The sequence below is a fragment of the Salinisphaera orenii subsp. halophila YIM 95161 genome, assembly GCF_003732545.1.
Classification (GTDB): domain Bacteria; phylum Pseudomonadota; class Gammaproteobacteria; order Nevskiales; family Salinisphaeraceae; genus Salinisphaera; species Salinisphaera orenii_A.
This window is the reverse complement of the sequence record NZ_AYKF01000068.1, coordinates 1-23413: the sequence shown is the minus strand read 5'-3', so window position 1 is coordinate 23413 and position 23413 is coordinate 1. Positions and strand designations below refer to the sequence as shown.

22 protein-coding genes are annotated in these 23413 nt (G+C 68.9%); 11 read left to right on the top strand and 11 right to left on the bottom strand.

The annotated features are described in order from the left end of the window. Positions 1–3: 3 nt before the first annotated feature. Entirely contained in the window at positions 4–903 is a 900-nt protein-coding gene (locus SAHL_RS06080; RefSeq protein ID WP_123590534.1) for a DMT family transporter, read from the bottom strand. A 120-nt stretch (positions 904–1023) separates the two neighbouring features. Then, positions 1024–2214, bottom strand: a complete 1191-nt coding sequence (locus SAHL_RS06075; RefSeq protein ID WP_123590512.1) for an amino acid aminotransferase — start codon at positions 2212–2214, stop codon at positions 1024–1026. A 140-nt stretch (positions 2215–2354) separates the two neighbouring features. Between SAHL_RS06075 and SAHL_RS06070 the strand changes: the two genes are divergently transcribed. Beyond that, positions 2355–4442 carry an ATP-dependent helicase gene (locus SAHL_RS06070; protein ID WP_123590511.1) on the top strand — a complete coding sequence of 696 codons (2088 nt, stop codon included), beginning with the start codon at positions 2355–2357 and terminating at the stop codon, positions 4440–4442. 10 nt (positions 4443–4452) lie between these two features. Here SAHL_RS06070 and SAHL_RS06065 read toward each other — a convergent pair whose 3' ends face one another. Both SAHL_RS06065 and SAHL_RS06060 read right to left on the bottom strand, forming a co-directional pair. After that, positions 4453–5424, bottom strand: coding sequence for a glycosyltransferase (locus SAHL_RS06065; protein ID WP_123590510.1), 972 nt, complete (start codon positions 5422–5424; stop codon positions 4453–4455). A 210-nt stretch (positions 5425–5634) separates the two neighbouring features. Further along, on the bottom strand, positions 5635–6102 hold the full coding sequence (locus SAHL_RS06060; RefSeq protein ID WP_123590509.1) for a nucleoside deaminase: 468 nt from the start codon (positions 6100–6102) through the stop codon (positions 5635–5637). 148 nt (positions 6103–6250) lie between these two features. Here SAHL_RS06060 and SAHL_RS06055 point away from each other — a divergent pair, with 148 nt between their 5' ends. From SAHL_RS06055 to ligD (SAHL_RS06045), 3 genes are read left to right on the top strand one after another with little or no spacing between them, the layout of a single operon-like run. Further along, positions 6251–6871 carry a DNA polymerase ligase N-terminal domain-containing protein gene (locus tag SAHL_RS06055; protein WP_123590508.1) on the top strand — a complete coding sequence of 207 codons (621 nt, stop codon included), beginning with the start codon at positions 6251–6253 and terminating at the stop codon, positions 6869–6871. Beyond that, a complete protein-coding gene (gene ligD, locus SAHL_RS06050) occupies positions 6864–7874 on the top strand; it encodes a non-homologous end-joining DNA ligase (RefSeq protein WP_123590507.1) in 1011 nt (336 codons plus the stop codon). The genes SAHL_RS06055 and ligD (SAHL_RS06050) overlap by 8 nt, the downstream gene beginning before the upstream one ends. 10 nt (positions 7875–7884) lie before the next feature. Beyond that, positions 7885–8760, top strand: a complete 876-nt coding sequence (gene ligD / locus SAHL_RS06045) for a non-homologous end-joining DNA ligase (protein WP_123590506.1) — start codon at positions 7885–7887, stop codon at positions 8758–8760. Positions 8761–8841: 81 nt separating this feature from the next. On the opposite strand, the gene SAHL_RS06040 is transcribed toward ligD (SAHL_RS06045), so the two are convergent. The 3 genes from SAHL_RS06040 to moaA form a co-directional block, all read right to left on the bottom strand. After that, on the bottom strand, positions 8842–10272 hold the full coding sequence (locus SAHL_RS06040; protein WP_123590505.1) for a sodium/glutamate symporter: 1431 nt from the start codon (positions 10270–10272) through the stop codon (positions 8842–8844). A gap of 341 nt (positions 10273–10613) precedes the next feature. Continuing rightward, on the bottom strand, positions 10614–11081 hold the full coding sequence (gene ybaK / locus SAHL_RS06035; RefSeq protein WP_123590504.1) for a Cys-tRNA(Pro) deacylase: 468 nt from the start codon (positions 11079–11081) through the stop codon (positions 10614–10616). Positions 11082–11093: 12 nt separating this feature from the next. Then, complete coding sequence (gene moaA, locus SAHL_RS06030; protein WP_123590503.1) at positions 11094–12122, bottom strand: GTP 3',8-cyclase MoaA; 1029 nt, start codon at positions 12120–12122, stop codon at positions 11094–11096. A 204-nt stretch (positions 12123–12326) separates the two neighbouring features. Between moaA and SAHL_RS06025 the strand changes: the two genes are divergently transcribed. The 4 genes from SAHL_RS06025 (at position 12327) to SAHL_RS06010 (ending at position 17801) form a co-directional block, all read left to right on the top strand. Further along, on the top strand, positions 12327–13718 hold the full coding sequence (locus SAHL_RS06025) for a cytochrome ubiquinol oxidase subunit I (RefSeq protein WP_123590502.1): 1392 nt from the start codon (positions 12327–12329) through the stop codon (positions 13716–13718). Next, on the top strand, positions 13715–14725 hold the full coding sequence (gene cydB / locus SAHL_RS06020; RefSeq protein WP_123590501.1) for a cytochrome d ubiquinol oxidase subunit II: 1011 nt from the start codon (positions 13715–13717) through the stop codon (positions 14723–14725). The genes SAHL_RS06025 and cydB overlap by 4 nt, the downstream gene beginning before the upstream one ends. A 177-nt stretch (positions 14726–14902) precedes the next feature. Then, on the top strand, positions 14903–16318 hold the full coding sequence (locus SAHL_RS06015; protein ID WP_123590500.1) for a DUF2868 domain-containing protein: 1416 nt from the start codon (positions 14903–14905) through the stop codon (positions 16316–16318). 1 nt (position 16319) lies between these two features. Further along, positions 16320–17801: a DUF3482 domain-containing protein gene (locus tag SAHL_RS06010; RefSeq protein ID WP_123590499.1), complete on the top strand. Its 1482-nt coding sequence runs from the start codon at positions 16320–16322 to the stop codon at positions 17799–17801. A 448-nt stretch (positions 17802–18249) separates the two neighbouring features. On the opposite strand, the gene SAHL_RS06005 is transcribed toward SAHL_RS06010, so the two are convergent. The 3 genes from SAHL_RS06005 to SAHL_RS05995 all read right to left on the bottom strand — a co-directional run bounded on the left by SAHL_RS06005 (position 18250) and on the right by SAHL_RS05995 (position 20761). Continuing rightward, complete coding sequence (locus SAHL_RS06005; RefSeq protein ID WP_123590498.1) at positions 18250–18969, bottom strand: DsbA family protein; 720 nt, start codon at positions 18967–18969, stop codon at positions 18250–18252. 234 nt (positions 18970–19203) lie between these two features. Then, a complete protein-coding gene (locus tag SAHL_RS06000) occupies positions 19204–19776 on the bottom strand; it encodes a PRC-barrel domain-containing protein (RefSeq protein WP_123590497.1) in 573 nt (190 codons plus the stop codon). 61 nt (positions 19777–19837) lie between these two features. After that, a complete protein-coding gene (locus SAHL_RS05995) occupies positions 19838–20761 on the bottom strand; it encodes a LysR family transcriptional regulator (protein ID WP_123590533.1) in 924 nt (307 codons plus the stop codon). A gap of 109 nt (positions 20762–20870) precedes the next feature. Between SAHL_RS05995 and SAHL_RS05990 the strand changes: the two genes are divergently transcribed. From SAHL_RS05990 to SAHL_RS05980, 3 genes are all read left to right on the top strand, one after another. Beyond that, entirely contained in the window at positions 20871–21929 is a 1059-nt protein-coding gene (locus SAHL_RS05990; protein ID WP_123590496.1) for a YeiH family protein, read from the top strand. A gap of 75 nt (positions 21930–22004) precedes the next feature. Further along, entirely contained in the window at positions 22005–22409 is a 405-nt protein-coding gene (gene crcB / locus SAHL_RS05985; RefSeq protein ID WP_245968409.1) for a fluoride efflux transporter CrcB, read from the top strand. Then, positions 22406–22726 (top strand): hypothetical protein, encoded by a 321-nt coding sequence (locus tag SAHL_RS05980; RefSeq protein ID WP_123590495.1) that lies wholly within the window; start codon positions 22406–22408, stop codon positions 22724–22726. The genes crcB and SAHL_RS05980 overlap by 4 nt, the downstream gene beginning before the upstream one ends. 378 nt (positions 22727–23104) lie before the next feature. Here the strand turns inward: SAHL_RS05980 and SAHL_RS05975 are convergent. Further along, positions 23105–23413 (bottom strand): NADPH-dependent FMN reductase family protein (locus tag SAHL_RS05975; protein WP_463668283.1); only part of this gene is annotated, 309 nt, incomplete at its 5' end.

Below are 23413 nucleotides of genomic sequence, written 5' to 3'. Positions count from 1 at the left end.
GACTCAGCCGCTCGCACTCGCCGGTGCGGGCGGATTGCGATAGCGCATGAACACCAGCACGCCGGCCAGCACCGCCGCGCCGCCGATGTAGTGGCTGGCCTGCGGCAGCGTGCCAAACATGAGCCACGCCAGGGCCGAGGCGCCGATCGGCTCGCAGAGGATCACAACGGAGATCACCGTGGCGCTGACGTAACGCATGCTCCAGTTGAACACCGAGTGGCCGAGCAGGGTGGGAAACACGGCCAGGGCCACGAACACGCCCCAGTCGGCACCGGCGAAGCCCGTCAGCGGTACGCCCGCAACCGCGCAGTAGCCCAGCAGCACCACCGCCGCGGTGGCGTAGACCACGAACGTGTAGGCATTGAGCGACAGATGCTGACGGGCGCGATAACCGGCGAAGAAATAGCCGGTGGCGAGTGCGGCGCCGAGCAGGGCCAGCGCGTCGCCGAGCAGCGCCATGCCCGAGACCGCGATATCGCCCCAGCCGATCACCATGGCGCCGGCGATCGAGAGCAAAGCGCCGGCGAACGCTCGGGGGCGCAGCCGCTCGCCGAACATGAAATAGGCGAGCATGAAGGCGAACAGCGGCTGCAGGGTGGCCAGCGTCACCGAGCTGGCCACCGTGGTGTAGTCCAGCGACACGAACCAGGCCAGGAAATGAAAGCCGAGCAGCGTGCCCGCGACCAGGCAGTGGAGCAGATCGCTGCGGCGCATGCCGGCGAGCTCGCTGCGGTGGGCCAGCGCCACGACCGGCAGCAGCAGCAGGGTGGAGAAGAGCATGCGATAGGCCGCGACCGCCGCGGCCGGCGCTTCGGCGAGCTTGACCAGCGGCGCCGAGGCCGAGACCCCGAGCACCGCCACGAACAGGGCGAAGGGGACTTTCCAGGTGTTGTGTTCGGACATGGCGCGGGCCGCTTTCGGCATCGGCCGGCGCCGGCCGCGGTCAGGATCGAGGCCCGCGCCGGCGGCGGACGGGCCTCGTGTCGGCGGCGTTGTCGCCCGGCACCGGGCGTGGGTGGCGGTCTACTTCACGACATCGGCGATGGCGTTGCAGACGTAGTCGAGATTGGCTCGGTTGAGCCCCGCCACGTTGGCGCGGCCGGACTTGACCATGTAGATGCTGTGCCGGTCGCGCAGCGCCTCCACGTGTTCCGGCTGCAGGCCGGTGAACGAGAACATGCCGCGCTGCTCGGCGACGTGGGCGAAGCGCCGGTCGAGGCCGTGCGGCGCCAGCGCCTTGACGAAATCGCTGCGCAGGTTGTTGATGCGGCTGCGCATCTCGTCGAGTTCCTCGCGCCACATCGCGGTCAGCTCCTCGGACTCGAAGATGGTGGCCACGATCGCGCTGCCGTGGGCCGGCGGATTGGAGTAGTTCTCGCGCGCGGTGATCGCCAGCTGCGAGCGCACGTCGGCCATGTCCTCGGCGTCCTTGGCGATCGCGATGAAGCAGCCGGTGCGCTCGCGATAGATACCGAAGTTCTTCGAGCAGGACTGGGTGATCAGCATCTCGTCGAGATGCTCGGCCAGCAGCCGCACGCCGTAGGCGTCCGCCTCCAGCCCGTCGCCGAAGCCCTGGTAGGCGAAGTCCACGAGCGGCAGCAGCTCACGCTCCTGAACGACCGACAGCACCTGCTGCCACTGTTCGGCGGACAGATCGAAGCCGGTCGGATTGTGGCAGCAGGCGTGCAGCAGCACGACGTCGCCCTGCGGGATCTGTTTGAGCGCGGCCAGCATGCCGTCGAAATCGAGCCGGTTGTCGGCGTCGACGTAGGGGTAGAACTGCATGTCGAGACCGGCCGCCCCGAACACGCCCTTGTGGTTCGGCCAGGTCGGGTCCGACAGCCAGATCGATTTGCCCGGCAGCTGTGCGGCGATGAAGTCCGCGGCCAGGCGCAATGCGCCGGTGCCGCCCGGGGACTGGGTCGCGCTCGCGCGGTTGTCGGCCAGCACCGCGCTGTCGGCGCCGAGCACGGTCTCGAGTACATGCCGGCCGTAGTCGGGATCGCCGTGGGAGCCGATGTAGGCCTTGGTCGCCTCGGTGTCGACCAGCCGCTGCTCGGCCGCCTTGACCGCGCGCATGATCGGCGTGCCGCCGTCCTCGTCGCGGTAGACGCCGACGCCCAGATCCACCTTGTCGGGATTGGGGTCGTCCTTGAACGCCTGGATGAGCCCGAGAATCGCGTCTCCGGGCACCCGCTCGATCGCTTCGAACATGCGCTTTCGTTCCTCGTTGAATGCGGGCCCGCGCGGGCCGGGCGCCGCCTGTGTTCGGTTCGTAGTCTAACCGCTCGCCGAGGCGGTTGCCGAGCGCGCCGGGTCGTGATCTGACCCACCGCCGGGGCGAGACTGGGCACATGACCGACACCGCCCATCTCGAGGATCTCAACGAACGCCAGCGCAGTGCGGTGACCTTCGCCCGGCCCGATACCGCCGCGGGGCTGACCAGCGATCCGCTGCTGGTGATCGCCGGTGCGGGGACCGGCAAGACGCAGACGCTGTCGCACCGCGCGGCCCATCTGGTGCTGTCCGGCGTGGACGCGCGCCGGATTCTGCTGCTGACCTTCTCCCGGCGCGCGGCCGAGGAGATGACCCGGCGTGCCCGCGGCATCTGCGACGCCGCGCTGGCGGCGCGCGGGCGTCGCGGTCAGGCCGTGTCGCTGCCCTGGGCGGGCACGTTTCACGCGATCGGCGCCCGCCTGTTGCGCGAATACGCCCCGGCGCTCGGCCTGAGTCCGAACTTCTCGATCCTGGACCGCGCGGACGCGGCCGATCTGATCGATGTCTGCCGTCAGCAGCTCGGTCTCGCGCTGCGCACGCGCCGTTTCCCGCGCAAGGACACGTGTCTCGCCATCTACTCCCAGGTCGTCAATCGGCGGGCCAAGCTCGCGGCCGTGCTCGAGACGCGTTTTCCCTGGTGCGTGGCCCATCACGATGCGCTCAAGCGGCTGTTTGCGCACTACACCGAGCGCAAGCAGCATCTGGCGCTGCTCGACTACGATGATCTGCTGCTCCACTGGGCGCTCATGATGCGCGAGCCGGGGCTGGCGGCCGGTCTGGCCGCGCGCTTCGATCACGTGCTCGTCGACGAGTATCAGGACACCAATCTGCTGCAGGCCGAGATCCTGCGCGGCCTGGCGCCGACCGGCGCCGGGTTGTGCGTGGTCGGCGACGACGCCCAGGCCATCTACGGCTTCCGGGCCGCCGATGTCGACAATATTCTAGGCTTCGCGGACCAGTACGCCGGTGCGCGCGTGGTGCGGCTGGAGCGCAATTACCGTTCGACCCAGGCGATCCTGGACGCGGCCAACACGCTCATGGCCGACGCCGCGCGGCGCTACGACAAGCAGCTCGCGAGCGCGCGCGGCGCCGGCCTGCGACCGCGTCATATCATCGCCCACGACGGCGCCGACGAAGCCCGCCACGTGATCGAGCAGGTGCTGGCCCGGCGCGAGACCGGCGTGGCCCTCAAGCAGCAGGCGGTGCTGTTCCGCAACGCCCACCACGCCAACGAGGTGGAGATCGAACTGGTCCGGCGCGACATTCCCTACCGCAAGTACGGCGGCCTGAAGTTTCTCGACGCCGCCCACGTCAAGGACCTGCTGGCGCTGGTGCGCTGGGCGGCCAACCCGGCAAACCAGATCGCGGCGTACCGCGCGCTGCAGATCGTGCCCGGCGTCGGCCCGGCCTCGGCCCAACGCGCGTTCGAACGGCTGGAGGCCGACGACTGGTCGCTGGTGAGGCTCGGTCGGCAGCCGGCGCCCCGGCAGGCCGACGCCGAGGCCTGGTGCGGGCTGGTGGATACCGTGGCGGCTCTGGCGGAGGGCGCGGGGGGCTGGCCGGCGACGTTGGAGCCGGCCGCGGAATGGCTCAAGGCGCAGTTGCCCGACCGCTACGAGGCGCCGACCACGGCGCGCGCCGGCGACATCGACGATCTGGTGCGCATCGCCGCTCGCTACCGCGATCGGGACCGGTTTCTCACCGAGCTCACACTCGATCCGCCGGCGGCCACCGGCGACCACAACGACGACGCCCACCTCGACGAGGATTATCTGGTGCTGTCGACCGTGCACAGCGCCAAGGGGCGGGAGTTCGACAGCGTCTATCTGCTTCACGTGGCCGACGGCACCTTCCCGAGCGAGTACACCGCGCGCTCGCCGGCCGACCTCGAGGAGGAGCGCCGGCTGCTGTACGTGGCCTTCACGCGGGCGCGGAACGTGCTGGAGGTGGTCTCGCCGCTGCGCTACCACGTGACCGAGCAGCGCCGCCTGGGCGATCGCCACGTCTACGGCGCGATCAGCCGCTTCATGACCCCCGCGGTACGTGCCTGTTTCAGTGCCCGCGATGTCGGCACGCCGGTCGACGCGCCAGTGTCGGCCGCCGCACCGGCCTCGCTGCGCGCGGCCCTCGACGTCGGCGCGGCCGCGCGCCGTCTCTGGGACTGAGGCGCTCGGCTCAGGCCGGATCGGGCAGCCGGCCGCGCACTCCCGGCGCCGCCTCCGGTGCGGGCTGTTCCGGCATGCCGCGGCCGCCGCTCAGGCGCTCGGCGAGCCCCGTGCGCGCCCGCCGGGTCGGGGGCTCGTGTCGCAGCGGGCTGTCGAGATAGCTGATGCGATTGCGCGCCGCCTGCGGGTCGTCGAGCCCGGGGCTCAGATGCAGGCCGACGGCGCTGCGGATCAGGCTGCTGGGGCGGCCGCCGTAGCGGTTCAGACGATTGCGCAGGTTGGAATCCTCGCCGCCGCAGCCGACGAAGCGCTCGTCGAATCCGTTGACGCCGAACAGCAGGCCGCGGTCGACCGAGAAGTTGCCGCCGAGCAGTCTCGGGCGCATCGTCTTGCGGCAGAGCATGTGGAAGCGGGCCCGGGCGGCGCGCTTGAACAGGTAGCGCCGCTGCGCGGCCACCAGGGTGGCCCGGCGGTCGTCCAGCCGGTCGCCGTCGGCGCGCAGTGCGTACAGATCGAGACTGTCGCGGCGATCGAGGCGGACGTAGTCGCCGACCGCGTATCCCATCGGCCGATAGCTGGCGCGGTGGCGCTCGATCCAGTCGGGTGACGGTATGACGTCGCCGTCGAGGAACAGCAGCTGCTGGCCGCGACTGGCGAGGATCGCGCCGTTGAGCGCCACGGTCTTGCGAAAGCCCTCGTCGGGCTGGGTCAGCACACGGATCGGCGGTAGCGCCGGATGCGCCGCGAACCGCTCGATCGCCGCGAACGTCGGCGGCCGCGAGCCGTCGTCGGCGATGATGATCTCGTCGGCACGCCAGCTCTGTCGCGTGAGCGCATCGAGCACCAGCGCCAGCGATCGGGGCTGATTGTAGGACGACACGATCAGGCTGATGGACTCGGGGCGGCCCCGGTGGGCCAGCGTGCACGGGTTATCCTGCGGGCGCCGATGACGGGTCACTTCGATCCTTTCTGATTCTGCCATGAATCATGAAAGACCTTGGCCCGTTCTATGGGTTCCTTCGAGTTAATCGATACGAAAAAAATAATTTATTTCATAGAGATGAAACAATACTTAAATATATGAATGATTCGTTTCATTGTCTTGAACAGGCATTTCAGGTGGTATTTTGAGAATTAAATAATCATGTCTTTATCCGTTCCTGAATAAGATCAATTATTTGTTAGTCTGGAATTAACGCGACGCTGGCGCATCGTCTTGTTCCGCGATGTCCTCATGCCAGAGCGACGGCTTGTCCGCCATGAAGCGCTGAATGAGAGTGCGGCAGTCGTGGTTGTTCAGAACGCTGACCTGCACGCCGCGTTCGATCAGCAGATCCTCCTCGCCCATGAAGCTCTCGTGTTCGCCGATCACGACCCGGGGAATGCCGTAGAGCAGAATAGCGCCCGTGCACATGGCGCAGGGCGAGAGCGTGGTGTAGAGGGTGACGTCGCGGTAGAAGGCGCCGGGCTGTCGACCCGTGGCCTCCAGTGCGTCCATCTCGGCGTGGAGGATGGCGCTGTCGCGCTGCACGCGCCGGTTGTGGCCGGCACCGACGATCTCGCCGTCGCGCACCAGCACGCAGCCGATCGGCACGCCGCCCTCGTCGTGGCCACGCCGCGCCTCGGCCAGAGCCTCGGCCATGAATGTGGAATCGTTCATCGTCTCGCTGCGTCCAAAAGTCCGATTCTAGAGCGGTCGACGACGCGCGGCGAGCGCCGCAGGGCACGCCTGCGTAGTTGCCCGGGTAGGCAGGCGCGCGCGATCGGGCTACAAAAGGAGGTCGAAACGCCCGCGCGATGGAGGGCCCATGGCCCGCGATGACAAGCTCCGGCAGTATCGTGATCGACGCGACCCCGAGCGCAGCCCCGAGCCGCGCGGCGAGGCGGGGCGCAGCGCGAAGGACGAGACGCCGATCTTCGTGATCCAGAAGCACGACGCCTCCACGCTGCACTACGACTTCCGGCTCGAGATCGACGGCGTGCTCAAGTCCTGGGCGGTGCCCAAGGGCCCGTCGACCGACCCGCGCGACAAGCGCCTCGCCGTCGAGACCGAGGACCATCCGCTCGACTACGCCGATTTCGAGGGCACCATTCCCGACGATCAGTACGGCGGCGGCACCGTGCTGGTCTGGGATACGGGCACGTTCAACAACGCGAAACGCAACGACGACGGCGAGATCGACAAGACCCTGGCGGAGTGCTTCGACGACGGCCATCTCACCGTCACGCTGTACGGGCACAAGATCGCCGGCGGCTATTCGCTCACCCATTTTCGTACCCAGAAGGGCAAGCGCCAGTGGCTGCTGGTCAAGATGGACGACGACCGCGCCGACGCGCGCCGCAACCCGGTCAACACCGAGCCGGCGTCGGTGATCAGCGACCGCGAACTCTACGACATCGTGCGCGACGAGGGCCACGGCGATGGCTGACTGGCGCGACGAACTGCCCGACCACGTACTCGACGTGGCGCGGCGTTCGCGCATGCCGCGTCATTTCGAGCCGATGCTGGCCACGCTCGCGGATACGCCGTTCTCCGACGACGACTGGCTGTTCGAGCGCAAGTTCGACGGCATCCGTCTGCTGGTGTTTCGCGACGGCGATCACGTCGAGTTGCTCACCCGCAACGGCCAGTCGCGTAACGACCATTTTCCGGAGCTGGTCGATGCGTTCGCGGCCCAGCCGCACCGGCGCTTCGTGCTCGACGGCGAGGTCGTGGCCTTCGATGGCCATGCAACGAGTTTCGCGCGGCTGCAACAACGCGCCGGCATCAGCGAGCCGCAGGCCGCACGCGACAGCGGTATCGCGATCCATTTCTATGCCTTCGACTGCCCCTGGCTGGACGGCCTGGACTTGCGCCGGGTCGCCCTGCGCGATCGCAAGAACCTGCTGCGCGGGCATTTCAGCTTCGGCGGCCGGCTGCGCTATGCGGCCCACCGTAACGGCGTCGGCGAGGCCTATCACGCCGAGGCCTGTCGCAAGGGCTGGGAGGGCGTGCTCGCCAAGCAGGCCGACAGCCCGTATCGGCGCGGGCGCTCCCAGCGCTGGCTCAAGCTCAAGTGCAGCCAGGGCCAGGAGCTGGTGATCGGCGGCTACACCGAGCCGCAGGGCAGCCGCAGCGGCTTCGGCGCGTTGCTCGTGGGCTACTACGAGGACGATGCGCTGCGCTACGCGGGGCGTGTCGGCACCGGTTTCGACGAGGCGGAACTCACGCGCCTGCATGACGTGCTGGCGTCCCTCGAACGGGCCACGCCGCCATTCGCGGATGCGCCGAGCGAGCGCGGCGTGCACTGGGTCGAGCCCGAACGCGTGGCCGAGGTCGCGTTCACCGAATGGACCGAGGACGGGCGCCTGCGCCACCCCAGCTATGTCGGTGAGCGCGACGACAAGGACCCGCGCGAGGTCGTGCGCGAAGTCGCCCCGGCGCGCACCTGAGGAGTCCGCCATGCGTATCCAGATCGACAACGCCGACAAGACGTTCTTTCCCGAGGCCGGCTACAGCAAGGGCGATCTGGCCGACTACTACCGCCGTATCGCGCCGACGATGCTGCCGCATCTCAAGGATCGGCCGCTCACCCTGCATCGTTTTCCCGACGGCATCGACGGCGTGAACTTCATCCAGAAGAGCGTCGCCGATCACTACCCGGACTGGATCGAGCGCGTGACCGTCGACAAGGAGGACGGCCGCATCACCCACGCGCTGGCCAACGACGCCGATGCGCTTGTCTGGCTGGTGGACCAGGCCGCGATCGCCTTTCACGTGTGGCTGTCGCGCCATGATCGCCCGCATCATCCGGACCGGCTGATCTTCGATCTGGATCCGGCGGACGACGATTTCGCGCTCGTGGTCGACGCCGCCAGGGCGGTGCGCGAGCGCCTTGCCGCGCTCGATCTGAGCGCGTTCGTGATGACCACCGGCTCGTCCGGCCTGCATGTCGTCGTGCCGCTGGATCGCAGCGCGGATTTCGACGCCGTGCGCGATTTCGCCGAGCGGGTGGCCGAGCGGCTCGCCGACGCGCGCCCCGACGATTTCACCACCGCCCATCGCAAGGCCAAGCGCGGCGGGCGGCTGTATCTGGATATCCGCCGCAACGCCTACGCCCAGACCGGCATCGCGCCGTATTCTGTGCGCGCCAAGCCGGGCGCGCCGATCGCCACCCCGCTGGACTGGGACGAACTCGGCGACGCCAAGCTCGGCCCGCGCCGTTTCCATATCGGCAATATCTTTCGCCGGCTGGCCCAGCGCGACTGCCCCTGGGCCGATATCGACCGCCATCGCCAGAGTCTGGCCGACGCCGCGGACCGGCTCGAGCGCGCCTGAACCGCCAGCACGAAAAGGGCCCGGCACGCGTGCGGCGCGCCGGGCCCGGTCTGACTGGTCAGGCGTCGTCGAAGGAAGCGATTACGGCTCCTGTTCGAGTTTGGCGAAGTAGAACAGCCCGGAGCCGATGCCGATCGCCACCAGCGCGAGCATCACCCCGAACAGCGGCCAGGCGCCGAAGTTGTAGATCACCGGCAGGGCGAGGCCGGTGACCAGTCCGCCGCCGAAGAACGGCTCGAACACCATCTGCTTGTAGCCGAACGCCTCGTAGGCCGGCGTCTTGTTGTCCGGATCGGCGATCTTCATGAGGATCAGCCCGGTCGCGGTCACGCCCATGGACTGGCCGATATCGCCGATACCGCGCTCGAACCAGTACTTGGGGATGATGCGCGGCGCCAGCCACAGGAACATGCCCACGTTCCAGGCGATGCCGGCGAGCCCGAGCAGGAGGAACGGCACCAGGTTGTCGGCGATCACCTTCAGCGACAGGCTGGCGATCGCGGCCGCGATGAGCAGGTCCAGCGCGAACCCCTGGATGCGCACCATCAGATCGCGATCGAGCAGGTTGTGGGTGTCGAAGCGCGTGAGCAGCTGCTGGACCACCAGGCCGCCGATCATGGCCAGCGGGAACAGTGGCACCGCGCCGAGCAGCTCCACCCCGTTCTCGCCGGCGCCCCAGGTCACGCTCTCGACCCAGGCCATCGCCTCCAGAAAGCCGAGGCCGATGAGGATCGCCATGGCGATGAATGCGAAGTGCAGGGTCAGCGGCTCGATCGATTCCGAGCGTACCGTCATGCCGCCGGCGGAAAGTGGACGCTCGTCCTCGCTGACCAGTCCGCGGCGTTGATGGTGTGGGATGCTGTCGACGGCCTTGTCCAGTACCGCGCTCTTGCCGGTGCGCACGCCCCAGTTGATCAGGATGATGCCGAACACGATGCCCGAGATCACGCCGACCGTGGCCATGCCCACGGCCAGATCAGCGCCGTCGGCGAAGCCCAGTTCCGCGAAGGTTTCCTGCAGACCGGCGGCAGTGCCGTGGCCGCCTTCGAAGCCGATCTCGATCAGCGCGCCGGCCATCAGCGGCAAGCCGAAGAAGGGCGCGAGGATGAAGGCGGCGATAAGGATGCCGATCACGTACTGGCCGGCGCCCAGGGTCACGCCGAAGGCAAGCTGCGGGCCGGCCAGGCCCCAGACCCGTTTCCACTTGGGCAGCGGCACGCCGAGCAGCAGGGTGGCGAAGACCACGTTGATGAGCAGGCCCGGCAGGTCGCTCCAGACGTCGAGCATCGATGCCGGAATCGCGCCCTGGGCGAGCGGCGCCTCCTCGCCGCCGACCGTACGCATGATCGCGCCGAGCACGCCGGGTCCGAGCAGCAGCCCGATCGCACCGGCCAGAATCGAGGCGGGCAGAAACAGCTGCTGGGCGGGGCGCCAGTGCATGCGCACCCATTTGCCGGCGTACAGCAGGATCGCCAGCATCAGCAGGGAAAAACCAATCCAGTCGGCAGTCATAGTCGGACCCTCTCACGATGTCGTGTACCGAAAGATCGTCTGCCATGGACGACAGACACCGGTCGGGTCGCTGCATCCGCCCCCGAATGCCACACAGCTGATTCAACGACAGCGCCCATCCGCGGATGGCGGGCCGAAAAATCCCCCTGGCCCCAGAGTAGTCCGATTGCCTCGCTCCGGGAATACGCGTTCGATAAAGCAAGATGCCGGCCATGCCGATCGGCGGGATGCCGGCGCGCCCGGCAGATGCGGCCCGCGGCCCGCGCCACGGGCACGATCGCCGGCCGCCGATCGTCTGCCGCAACCGCGCCGACGCGACGCCCGCCCGGTCGATGGCGGCGTCAGCGCACCAAGTCGGTGAACAGGCCCTCGATCAGTGCGCACAGCGTGTCCGGGCCGATCTCGATCTCCAGGCCGCGGCGGCCGCCGCTGACGAAGATCGTGTCGAACGCCTGCGCCGAGGTGTCGATGACGCTGCGCAGCGCCGTCTTCTGGCCCAGCGGGCTGACCCCGCCGAGCACGTAGCCGGTGGTCTTCTCGACCCGGGCGCGATCGGCCATGAAGGCCTTCTTTGCACCGATGGCGCGGGCCAGGCTCTTCATGTGCAGGCGATGCGACACCGGGACCACGGCGACGACCAGTTCGTGCGTGTCGAGTTCGGCGATCAGCGTCTTGAACACGCGTTCCGCGGGCACGCCGAGCTGCGCCGAGGCGTCGATGCCGTAGTCGCTGGAGGCGCGCGCAGGCTCGTAGCCGTGCACCGCATGCTCGATGCCGAGCTGTTCGAGCCGCTGGATGGCGGGTGTCATCCGGGCCGGCGGTCAGCCGCCGATATAGGACATCTCGACCTTGCCGTCGGCGCCGCCGTCGCGTCGGGCGGTCTCCTCGCCGCGGCGTTCGGAGTAGCGGTCGTCGCGGGCCTGCCAGATGCCGGCGAGCATGTCGGCGAGTTCGGCGTCGCTGGCGCCCTCGCGCAGCGGCGTGCGCAGGTCGCGGCCGTGCACGCCGAACAGGCAGGTATAGAGTTCGCCGATCGCGGACAGGCGTGCGCGCGAGCAGCCGCCGCAGAAGGGCTGGCTCACCGAGGCGATGATCCCGATCTCGCCGGCGCCGTCGTCGAAGGTCCAGCGGTTGGCGGTCTCGCCGGCGACTTTCGCGGGCAGGCGTGTGACGGCATGGCGCGTACGGATCGTCTCGACGATCTCGCGCGCGGTGACGACTTCTTCCATGCGCCAGCCGTTGGAGGTGCCGACGTCCATGAACTCGATGAAGCGCAGCACCACGTCGCTATGCCGGAAGTGCTCGACCATCGGCAGGATCTGGTCTTCGTTGACGCCGCGCTGGATCACGCAGTTGACCTTGACTGGGCCGAGGCCCGCGGCCTGGGCGTTGTCGATGGCGGTGAGCACTTTCGAGGCCGGGTAGCCGACATCGTTGATGGCCTTGAAGACGTCGTCGTCAATGGCGTCGAGGCTGAGGGTGACGCGGTTCACGCCGGCGGCGGCGAGTTCGCGCGCGCGTTGTTCGGTGAGCAGCGAGCCGTTGGTGGTCAGGCAGATGTCGTCGATGCCGTCGATCGCGGCCAGCCGCGCGATGAGCACGTCGATATCGCGGCGCAGCAGCGGTTCGCCGCCAGTCAGGCGCAGTTTGCGCACGCCCAGGCCGGCCGCGATGCGCGCCAGGCGCTCGATCTCGTCGAAATCGAGCAGTTCGCGCCGGGGCAGGAACAGGTGCTCGCTGCCGAACAGTTCCCGCGGCATGCAGTAGGTGCAGCGGAAGTTGCAGCGGTCGGTCAGCGAGATCCGCAGGTCCTGCAGCGGGCGGTCGTAGGTGTCGTGAACAGCGGTCATGGGTGACGCCGTTTGATGGATTGATCCTGATGACATGATCGGGCCTGTGGCGTCGACTCACAACCCTGGCCCCGGTCGGCGCGTTCGATTCCGCCCGGGGCCGGCCGCCGAGATCGACCGGTAATACCCCGCCGGGTATAATCCGGAAACGTTGAGTCCACGTATGATGGGGACCCATCCCGGGGCCCGCTGGAGCCGCGTCCGATGTCTCTCGATCCGGAAATCCTGTCCCGTGTTCAGTTCGCCTTCGTGGTGTCGTTCCACATTCTGTTCCCGGCCTTCACCATCGGCCTGGCGAGCTGGCTGGCGATGTGCGAGGGGCTGTACCTGTGGACCCGGCGCGACGTGTATCGGCGCCTGTATCACTTCTGGGTCAAGATCTTCGCGGTCTCGTTCGGCATGGGCGTGGTCTCGGGCATCGTCATGAGCTTCCAGTTCGGGACCAACTGGTCCCGATTCGCGGAGGCCACCGCGCCGGTGCTGGGGCCGTTGTTCACCTACGAGGTGCTCACCGCCTTCTTCCTGGAGGCGACCTTCCTCGGCATCATGCTGTTCGGCTGGAACAAGGTGGGGCCGAAGCTGCACTTCATCGCCACGGTGACGGTGGGGCTGGGCACGACGCTGTCGGCGTTCTGGATCCTGTCCGCCAATTCGTGGATGCACACGCCGGCGGGCTTCGAGATCCGCGACGGCGTGTTCTACCCGGTGGACTGGTGGAAGATCGTGTTCAACCCGTCGTTCCCCTACCGGCTGGTGCACATGGTGCTGGCCGCCTATCTGACCACCGCCTTCGTGATCCTCGCGGTGGGGGCCTGGTACCGGCTCAAGGGCACGGCGCACGAGTCCGCCCGGGTCATGCTGACGATGGGCGTCGGGTTCGTGTCCATCGTCACGCCGCTGCAGATTTTGGCCGGTGATCTGCACGGGCTGAAGACGCTGGAGTATCAGCCGGCCAAGATCGCGGCGATGGAAGCCCACTGGGAGACCGAGCGCGGCGCGGCGCTGGCGCTGTTCGCCTGGCCCGACGCCGAGGCCGAGACCAATCACTACGAGATCGCCCTGCCCAACGTGGCGAGCCTGATCCTGACCCATGAGTGGAACGGCGAACTCACCGGGCTGAAGGACTTTCCCCGCGACGAGCGGCCGCCGGTGGCGCCCATCTTCTTTTCGTTCCGGATCATGGTAGGGCTCGGGCTGCTCATGCTGGTCGCGGGGGTGACCGGCCTGTGGCTGGCGTTCCGGCGCCGGCTGTACGATTCCCCGCGCTATCACCGTTTTCTGGTGGCGATGGCGCCTTCGGGTTTCGTGGCCGTGCTGGCGGGCTGGATCACCACCGAGATCGGGCGCCAGCCCTACACCGTCTACGGGCTGATGCGCACCTCCGACTCGCTGTCGCCGGTGGCCGCACCGAGTGTGGCGGCCACGCTGGTCACCTTCGTGGTGGTCTATGGCATCGTCTTCGGCGCCGGGCTCTACTATATTCTGCGGATCATCCGCACCGGTCCGGAGCGCCGCCCCGACGTGACCCAGTCCGAGACGCCCGCCACCCCGGCGCGGCCGCTGGCCTATCCCGACGAGTCGACGAGCGAGACATGACCACGACGATCGATCTCCTGCCGCTGGTCTGGTTCGGCATCATCGGCTTCGGTGTGTTCATGTACGTGCTGCTCGACGGGTTCGTGCTGGGCATCGGCATCCTGTCCGGGTTCGCCCACGGCGAGTACGAGCGCGACATCATGATGAACTCGGTGGCGCCGATCTGGGACGGCAACGAGACCTGGCTGGTGCTCGGCGGCACCGGCCTGCTCGCGGCGTTCCCGGCCGCCTACACGGTGCTGCTGCCGGCGCTGTATCTGCCGCTGTCGCTCATGCTGATCGCGCTGATCTTCCGCGGCGTCGCCTTCGAGTTCCGCTTCAAGGCCGAGCGCAAGTTCGGCTGGAACACCGCCTTCAACTTCGGTTCCATCGTGGCCACCTTCTGCCAGGGCGTGACCCTGGGTGCGATCGTGCAGGGCGTGGCGACGGACGGCGCGCAGTACGTGGGCGGCGTGTTCGACTGGCTGTCGCCGTTCTCGCTGCTGACCGGGGTGTCGCTGGTGGTGGGCTATGCTCTGCTGGGTGCGACCTGGATGGTGATGAAGACCGCCGGCAACCTGCAGCAGAAGGCCTACGGCTGGAGCCGCATGCTCCTCACCGGCGTGATCGTCTGCATGGCGCTCGTCAGCCTGTACGTGCCGTTTCTCGACGGCGACTACGCCCAGCGCTGGTTCGGCCTGCCGCATGCGTTGCTGCTGGTGCCGTTCCCGCTGGCCGCGGTCGCGGTCTCCTACGCGCTCTACGCCAGCGTGCTGCGGCGGTCCGAATACTGGCCGTTTTTGCTCTCGCTGGCCATGTTCGCCGTTGGTTACGGGGGGCTGGCGGCCAGTTTCTGGCCGCATATCATCCCGCCCGATCTGACCATCTGGAACGCCGCGGCGCCGCCCGAGAGCCAGCGATTCCTGCTTGTGGGCATGGTCTTTCTGCTGCCGTTCATCCTGTTCTACACCGGCTGGTCGTACTGGATTTTCCGCGGCAAGGTCAGCCGGGACATGGGTTATCACTAGCCCGCGCTTCGGAGTGTTCGTATGGGCGAAACCACACGCCGGCTGCTCTGGTTCGTCGGCCTCGCCGTGGCCAGCCTGGCCGTCTGCGGCACGGCGGCATTCGTCTTCCGCGAGTTCATATTCTTCGTGCTCGCGCACTGAATCCCCTGCCGGTTTCCGCGAAGACGGGCCGCCTTCATGAAGACAGAGGCGCATGCCGGGCGGTGGACGCTGGCGGATCTCATCGATTTCGAGGTCGAGCTCGCCCGCGGCGTCGCGCCCGACCCGCATGAGCGCATGGTGTTCGCCCGGGACGTTCGCCCGCGACTGCCGGGCGGCGACGAGCGGGCGCGGCGCCGCGCCGGGCTGCGCGCCTGGCTCGAAAGACGGCGTGCCGACGCCGCACTCGCACCCGGCGCGCTCTGGCTGCGCGGGCTGCGGCTGGCGCGGCTGCTGCTGTTCGGGCTGATGGCGGTGAGCGCGTTCGCGCTCATTGGCGGGCTGGTGGCCGGCAACGCCCAGGCCGTGCACGTGATCGTGTTCGCGGGTGCCACGCTGGTGCTGCCGTGGCTCGTCTTCGTCGCCGTGCTGGTCGCGCGTCTGGCCGGTCGGCGCACGGGGGCCGGGCTGGAGGCGGGGGTCGGCGCGGTGACGGCGCTCGCCGGGCGGCTCGGCGGTGATGCCTCGCGGACCGCGGCCCTGCGCGATGCCCGCCTGCTCGACAGCGGGGGCGCGCGGGTGTTCACGTCGGCGCTGTCCGGCACGCTGCAGTGGGGCGGGCTGGGCTTCGCCACCGGTCTGGTGCTCGCCTTTGCGGGGGCGCTGCTGGTCTACGACGTGCGTTTCTACTGGGAGGCCACGCCACAGACCGGCGCCCTGGTCGAACGCGTGGTCGAGGGCGCGGCGGCGCCCTGGGCCTGGGCCTGGCCGGCCGCCCGGCCGGATCCGGCCACCATCGAGGCCAGCCGTGCACGCTTCGCCGAAGGCGTCCGGCAGGTGCCGGGCGGTGCGGCGGTGGTGGGCCCGTGGTGGCGCTTTCTGCTGATGGCGCTGCTGGTCTGGGGCGTGTTGCCGCGTCTTCTGCTGCTGGCGGCGACGGAATGGCGCCAGCGGCGGGCGCTGGCCGCGCTCGACTTCCAGGCGCCGCGGCATCGGGCACTCTGGCGCGGCCTGACCGCGGTCGAGCGGGGGGCGGTCGCCCCGGCCGCCGCCGACGGCGCGCTGGTGCTGGATGTCGGCGGTCATGGCGTGCGCGGGGCCGACGTGCGCGGGTTCCTGCTGCGTGGCCTGCGCGTGAATCCCGAAGCCGATCATCGGGTCAATGTCCTCGACGACGAGGCCGAAGCCGCGGCCGAAGCCGCCCTCGGCACCGACCCGGACCATGTCGTGCTCCTCGTCGAGGACTGGGGCCTGTCGCCGCGCCAGGCCGCGAGCCTGCAGGCCCGTCTGCGTGCGCGCCTGGGCCCGCGCACGCCGTTGACTTGGGTCGTGTTCGCGCGTAGCGAGGGGCGGCCGGCGCCGCCGGCGCCGGCGCATCTGGAGCGCTGGACGGCCTTCATCGACGGCCTGCGCGATCCGGCCACCGAGGTCGCGGCTTATGCCCCGGAGCGCTGACATGGCCGAGCCGCACGAGTGGGTGACGCCGTCCGTGCCGTGCTTCGCGGTGGTGGGCAAGGTCAACATGGGCAAGTCCGCCGTGCTCGCGACGCTGCTTGAGGAGGACGATGACCGCATCATCCGCATCTCGCCCGAGCCCGGCGAGACCACCCGCTGCCAGCGCCTGTCGCTGGTGCTCGACGGCGTCGAGCGGCTGCGCTTCATCGACACGCCCGGCTTCCAGCAGCCGATCGAGGCGCTGCGCGCGATCCGTGCGCTCAACGAGGACGCGCGCACCGCGCCGGGATTGGCGACGCTGCGCCGTTTCGTCGAGGCCTATCGCGGCACGCACGAATTCGAGGACGAATGCCGGCTGCTCGAACCGCTGATCGAGGGCGCGGGGATCGTCTACGTCATCGATCCGGACGTACCGGTCTATGACAGCTTTCTCGCCGAGATCGAGATCCTGCGTTTCTCCGGCCGCGCCCGGCTGGCCGTACTCAACGTGCACGGCGACGACGCGGCACGCGACACGCCGCAGCGGGACGAATGGCGCGAGCATCTCGGCAAGGCCTTCAATCTCGTGCGCGTCTTCGATGCCCATCAGGCGCGTTTCGCCGCGCGCCGCGACCTGCTCGCCGCGCTCAATCAGATCGACGAGCGTGATCGCGACCATCTGGAGGCCACCACGGCCCTGCTCGACGCGGAATGGGTCCAACGGCGCGAGCGTGCCGCCGAGCATATCCAGTCGTTTCTGCGTGCCGCGCTCACCCGGCGCGAGAGCGCGAGCTTCGCCGAGGACGGGCCGACGCCTGTCGCCGACCGGCACGCCGCGGTCGAACGGGCGACCCGGCATTACTTCGAGGCGATCGCGGCACTCGAGCGCGAGACCGCGGACGCGCTGCTCGATCTCTATCGCCATCACGCGGTACGCGCCGAGGCGCGGGCCGGCTTCGGCGACGACCTCGATCTGGCCAGCGACGAGACTTGGCGCCGGCTCGGCCTGACGCGGCGTCAGCTTACGGTGGTCGGGGCTGCGGTCGGTGCCGGCGCGGGTCTCGGGGTGGACGCGATGACGCTTGGCCACAGTCTGGGCGTCGGCGCGTTGCTCGGCGGGCTCGGCGGCGGCGCGCTCGCCTTCTTCAAGGGCGAAGCACTGCCCACGCTCAAGCTCGATTTCGCACCGCGCGGTGTCTTCGGCGGCCGGCGCATCACGCTCGGTCCGCCCCGCAATCCGAACTTCGCCTGGGTGCTGCTGGATGCCAGTCTGATCCGCTATCGCCAGGTGCTGTTGCGCGCCCACGCCCGCCGCGGCGAAACCCGCCTCGCGGCCACGCTGGAGCACGCCGAGGGCATCGCCCAGAACATGCCCTCCGCGCGCCAGAAGACGCTGGCGCGCTGGTTTCGGGCCGTGGCCCGCGATCGCGACGAATCCGTCTACAGCGGCGAGGCGCTGACCGCGCTGATCGATACCCTCGCCGACGTCGAGCGCGACTGCTAACGGCAGGGAGCCGGGGCATGCGAACGGTCTCTTTTCGGGGAACGTCGGTCCGCCTCATGCGACAGGCCTGGCTCTGACGCCGCGCGCATCCGGACCTTGGACGTTGTTCCGTGGCTCGTGGTTGCCGCCATGGAACAAAGGTCCGATTTCAGGGGCCGGGATGCCGGAATCGTCCCCAGCCCGTGTCCGCTTATCGATGATGGTTTTCGAGATGGCCGTCATCGTTGCACCGACAGGCGCTCCTGCCGGTGCGGTGCAATCGGTTCAGCCTCGGGCCCGGTGGTCGGCGGCTCGCTGCGCGGCTCTCGATGGCGTATTGATCCGCGGTGTCATGCGGCTGGCCGCTGGCGACTGCGTCCGACGCTAAGCGGTGGTGTGATCCCGACTGCGAAAGCCGCGGCAGGCGGTGCCATCGTTGACCGGGTCCGGCCCTCGCCGCGTCGGGCTATCAGTCCGCGCCGTCGGTCTGGGCATCCACAGCCCGCTGGATGCGCTCGAAGCTGACGCCGCCCGAGAAGAGGCGGTTGCCCACGAGGATGGTCGGTGTGGCGCGCAGGCCGATGGCCTTGCCGGCCTCCAGATTCTGCGCGATCACGTCGTCGGTCGCGCCCTGGGCCAGGCACTGCTCCAGGCGGTCGGCGTTGACGCCGGTCTCCACGGCCATGTCCAGGAACAGGCTGGTGGGATCGCCGGCCTGGGCCCACTCGCTCTGGGTCTCGAACAGGCGGTCGTGATAGGCCCAGAACCGGTCCTGACGCGCGGCGCAGCGCGCGGCCGAGGCCGCCTGCCGGGCGTGATCGTGCATCGGCAGAGGGAAATCGAAGAACACGAAGCGAGCCTCGCCGGCGTCCACGAGGTCTTCGCGGATCTGCTTGGCGACGGGCGCGAACGAGGCGCAGGCCGGGCACTGATAGTCCGCGAATTCGCGGATGGTGATCGGGGCATCGGCATCGCCCACGCTCACTCCCAGGTCATCGAACTCTTCATTGAAACGGGCGAGCGTGTCCGAGTCGACCTCACGGGTGTTGTCGTTGCCGGTGCGGGTGGGCGTATCCGAGCCGCTCTGGACGCTGATGACGATGAGGGCGAGCACGATCAGTCCGCCCAGGATGAGGGCGGGCATGAACAGCACGCCAAACAGACTGGACCGGCCGTTGTTCTGACTCATGCGGCGGCTCCTTGTGCCGACGGGTGAAGATCAGCCCGGATCATACCGCGGCCCGGCGTTCGATCAATGATGGAGAACGCCCGGGGCAGCCTGAACGGCCGTCACGGATCGTCGGTCGGCATACGGCCCGTCGGCGCGCTCCGGGAAGTTTTGCGGGCCGGTTCCCGCGCACAAAGGACGAGGGGCCGTGGCCCCTCGTCCTGCAACCCGGTCATGCGGAACGCCGTGTGGCGATCAGTTGGTCGCGTCCTCGGCGGAATTCTCCATGGCGTCGGCCGAGTCGTCGACGGCGTCAGCCGCATCTTCGCTCTGACCCTGGGCGCGATCGATCAGGTTGTTCGTGCCTTCCTTGAGCTCTGTCCAGGCATTGCTGGCGCTCTCTTTGGTCTGCTGCCAGGCGTCGACGGCCTGGGCCTGGGTGTTGTTCCACCAGCTGTCGTTGTAGACCGGATACTGCGAGATCGTGTCGGCGTCGCCTTCGATCGTCACGCGGTACTCGGGCTCGGTGGCCTCGTCGCCTTCCATGGTTTCGACGCTCAACTGATCGGGCGCGACGACATACGATTTGCCGGCCAGGCCGAAGCTGTTCTCGGTCTCGACCACGAACGACTTGATGGTCATGTTGTTGTCGAACACGATGTCGTCGATCTCGCCGATCTCCTCGTCCGAGTTGCTCATGTAGACATCGGCATCGAGCAGCTGATCGGCCGAATAGACGCCGTCCGGCTGCTCCGCGAAGGCCGTCGTGCCGGCGCTGGCCAAGATAAGGCCGGTGACGCCGGCGAGCGTGGTGCGACGAATGTTCATGGGAATCTCCGGTTCCTCGAAATCACCTCCGCAAGGCTAGGCGAAGCCGATTAACATGCGCTTAAGCGTCTGATTCGTCGAAGTCCACGCCGATCGCTCCGTCGAGCGTGGCGCGGAAGCGCTCGATCAGCGGCGAGTGCGCATGGCCGGCGCGCGACAGGCACCACAGGGGCCGCTGCAGCGACAGGCCGGGCAGGTCGAGACACTGCACGCGGGCGTTGGCGCTGGCCTGTATGGCGGCCAGCCGGCTCACGCAGGCCAGGCCGGCGCCGGCCGCCACGGCGCGCACGATCGCGCCGCTGTCGTCGATGACCAGATGCGCCTGCGGAGCCGCCAGCCCTGCCAGAGCGAGGCTCTGTTCGAACACCGCCCGGGTGCCCGAGCCGGGCTCGCGGGCCACCCAGGGGTGGGCGGCGAGGTCGGTCGGCGACACCGCGGCCACCGGATAATCCGGCGGCGCGATGATCTGCAGCGTGTCGGTGCGCCAGGCGGCGGCGTGCAGGTCGTCGCGTGTCGGCGGGCCCTCGATGAAGCCGATATCGGCTTCGAGTGCGGCCACATGCGCCTCGGCCTGGCTGCTGTTGCCGGAGATCACGGCCAGGTCGAGCGCCGGGTGTTCGCGGCGTACGGCGGCGAGCGCCGACGGCAGAATGTAGCGGGCGATGGTGCTGGAGGCGGCGATCCGGATGTCGCCGGCCAGTTCGGCATTGTCCGCCGACGGCCGCAGCCGGCCGGGGAGGGCGTCGAACTCGGCCATGGGTGCTGCAGCCAGCCGCAGCAGCTGGCGCGCCGCCGCAGTGGGCACGATCCGCCGGCCGTCGCGCTCGAACAGGGTGAGGTCCAGGGCTTCGGCCAGTTCGCGCAGTGCCTGGCTGACGGCCGCCTGGCTCAGGTGGAGCGCCGCGGCGGCCCGCTTGACCTGGCCGGTGCGCACCACCGCCGCGAATATCTCGAGCTGGCGCAGGGTGAAGTGCAGCGTCGTCATGTCCGATGCCCCGATTCGGCGATGCCGAATCATGGAATAGAAAGTATTCGATTTTTAATAATAACTGCCGGTTTTATGGTCATGCCATTCCATTCTTCAGGAGTCCGGCATGGCGACGAGACCAGCGGAGGCGCTTTCAGCCTCGCGCGGCGGAGACGGGGCGTTTGCCCGGCTGCCCGCGATTCTGCCCGGGCTGGTGCTCTGTGTCGGGCTGGCGGGGCTGTCCTACGCGGTCGCCGCCTGGCCGGCGCTCAATGCGGTCGTGCCGCTGAGCGCGCTCACCGTCGGCATTCTCTTCGGTGTGGGCGTGCGTCTGTGCGTGTCGCTGCCGGCGGCGGTCGAGCCGGGGGTGCGCTGGACGCTGCACTATCTGCTGCGCGCGGGCATCGTCCTGCTCGGTTTCCGGCTCGTGTTTCAGGACATGCTCACCGTCGGCGCCGGCGGTCTGGCCCTGGTCGTGCTCGCGGTGGCGAGCACGCTGGCGCTGGCGGTCGTGGCCGGCCGTGCGCTCGGCCTGCCGGACACGCTCAGCGTGCTGGTAGGGTCGGGTACGGGCATCTGTGGCGCCTCCGCCGTGGTCGCGGTCGACGGCGTGATCCGGGGCCGCGAACAGGATGTGGCCTGTGCGATCGCCATCGTGACCGTGTTCGGCACCGTCGCAATGTTCGCCTACCCGGTGATCGCGGCCCATCTCGGCCTGAGCGAGGCCGCCTATGCCGCCTGGGCCGGCAGCTCCATCCATGAGGTCGCCCAGGCGGTGGCGGCGGGCTTCGCCGTCGATGCCCAGGCCGGCGTGGACGCCAGTCTGTACAAGCTCTCGCGCGTCGCACTGCTGGCCCCGGTCTGCGCGATACTGGCGTTCTGGTGGCATCGCCGGGCCGGCGGATCGGGGCAGGAAACGGCGGCGGGCCGCGCGCCGTTTCCATGGTTCGTGGTGCTGTTCGTGGTCATGGTGGGGCTGAATTCGGTGCTGCCCTTGTCGACGGATCTGCGCGACGGGCTCGTGGCGGTGGATTCGGCGCTGCTGGCCGCGGCGATGGTCGCCATGGGCCTGCAGACGCGTCTGGTCGCGGTCGCGCGGCTCGGCTGGCGGCCGTTGGCGCTGGGCGCGCTGGTGGCGGTCTGGATCAGTCTGCTGGCACTGGGCGGGGCGCTGATCGTCAGCTGAGCCGCTGCCGGCGCTCGCGCCCGGGCCGACGCTCTGATTTAATCGCCGGTCGATTCGATTCTCGACGGTGAAGCGATGTCGATTCCGGTCTCGATGTTCGCGATCGCGCTGGGCGCGGCCTGTGGCGCCAATCTGCGCTGGGCGCTGGGCCTGGGTCTGAACGCACTCTTTCCCAACCTGCCCCCGGGCACGCTGGCCGCGAATCTGCTCGGGGCCTGGCTGATCGGGATCGCCATCGCGGTGTTCGCGGCGCTGCCGGAACTGTCGGCGTTCTGGAAGCTGGCGGTGATCACCGGCTTTCTCGGCGCCCTGACCACCTTCTCGACCTTCTCCGCCGAGATACTCACCCAGATCCAGGCCGGCCGCCTCGGCTGGGCTGTCGCGGGCATCGCGGTGCACGTGGCCGGCTCGCTGGCCATGACCGCGCTGGGACTGGGTACAGTGGCCATTCTGCGTCAACTGCTCGGAGTCGCACGATGAAGGGTTTCGAAGTGATATTCATGGCCCCGCGCTCGCGCGCGCACGACGGCCGGCCGGTGCTCGATACGGTCGCCGACATTGCCCGCCGTCAGGGCGTGACGCGCTCGACCCGACGGGTCGACGCCGAAGGTACCGGGGTCAGCGGGCATGCCCATGCGGCGCACTTCTTCGAGCTGGCCGACGAGCCCGAGGAGCTGATGTTCGTGCTCGACGGCGGCGAGGCGGACGCGCTCATCCGCGCGGTCGAGGAGGAGGAGATCGCGGTGTTCTGTCTGCGCCGCGCCATCGACTACTGGCAGTTCGGCTCGGCCGAATAGCTGCCGCGGCACCCGAGGTGTGTCGAGCGCCTGCGGCACACGGCGGGCGAGCCGGGCTGAGACGGGCGCCGCTTGCCGCCCGCGCGGCAAGGGTGGCGGGCTCGAACGGGCCATCCGGGCCCGATCCGAACGCTGTTCCGCGGCGGAACGAGGTGAAGTCAGTGCCGCACGGTCGCGCTGCGCGAGCGTACCGGGACGCTCCGGTTTGGCTTCTCGTGCGTGTCATGAGCGCCTGGTCCGAAGGGGCGCGCCGCCCATCGCGCCCCGGGGCGTGGCGAGTCTCGAACGTCGCTCGCCACGCGTGCCGAATCAGCCCCGCGGGGGCGATCGGCGATCGGCGGTCTGCGACGCGGCGTTCGGACGACGTGCCGACAGGCTTCAGATCGCTTTCTGATTGACTCGCTGTGAGAGCGTTTCGGGGCTTTCGCGGCGCTCCGAGTAGCGATCGGTCAGATAATCCGTGTGGTCGCGCAGCAGGCGCGTGAACTTCACCAGCTCCTCCATCACGTCCACCACGCGGTCGTAGTAGGGCGAGGCGTGCATGCGCCCGGCCTCGTCGAACTCGTTGAACGCCTTGGGCACCGACGACTGGTTGGGGATGGTGACCATGCGCATCCAGCGCCCCAGTACGCGCAGCGTGTTGACCACGTTGAACGACTGCGAGCCGCCGCACACCTGCATCACCGC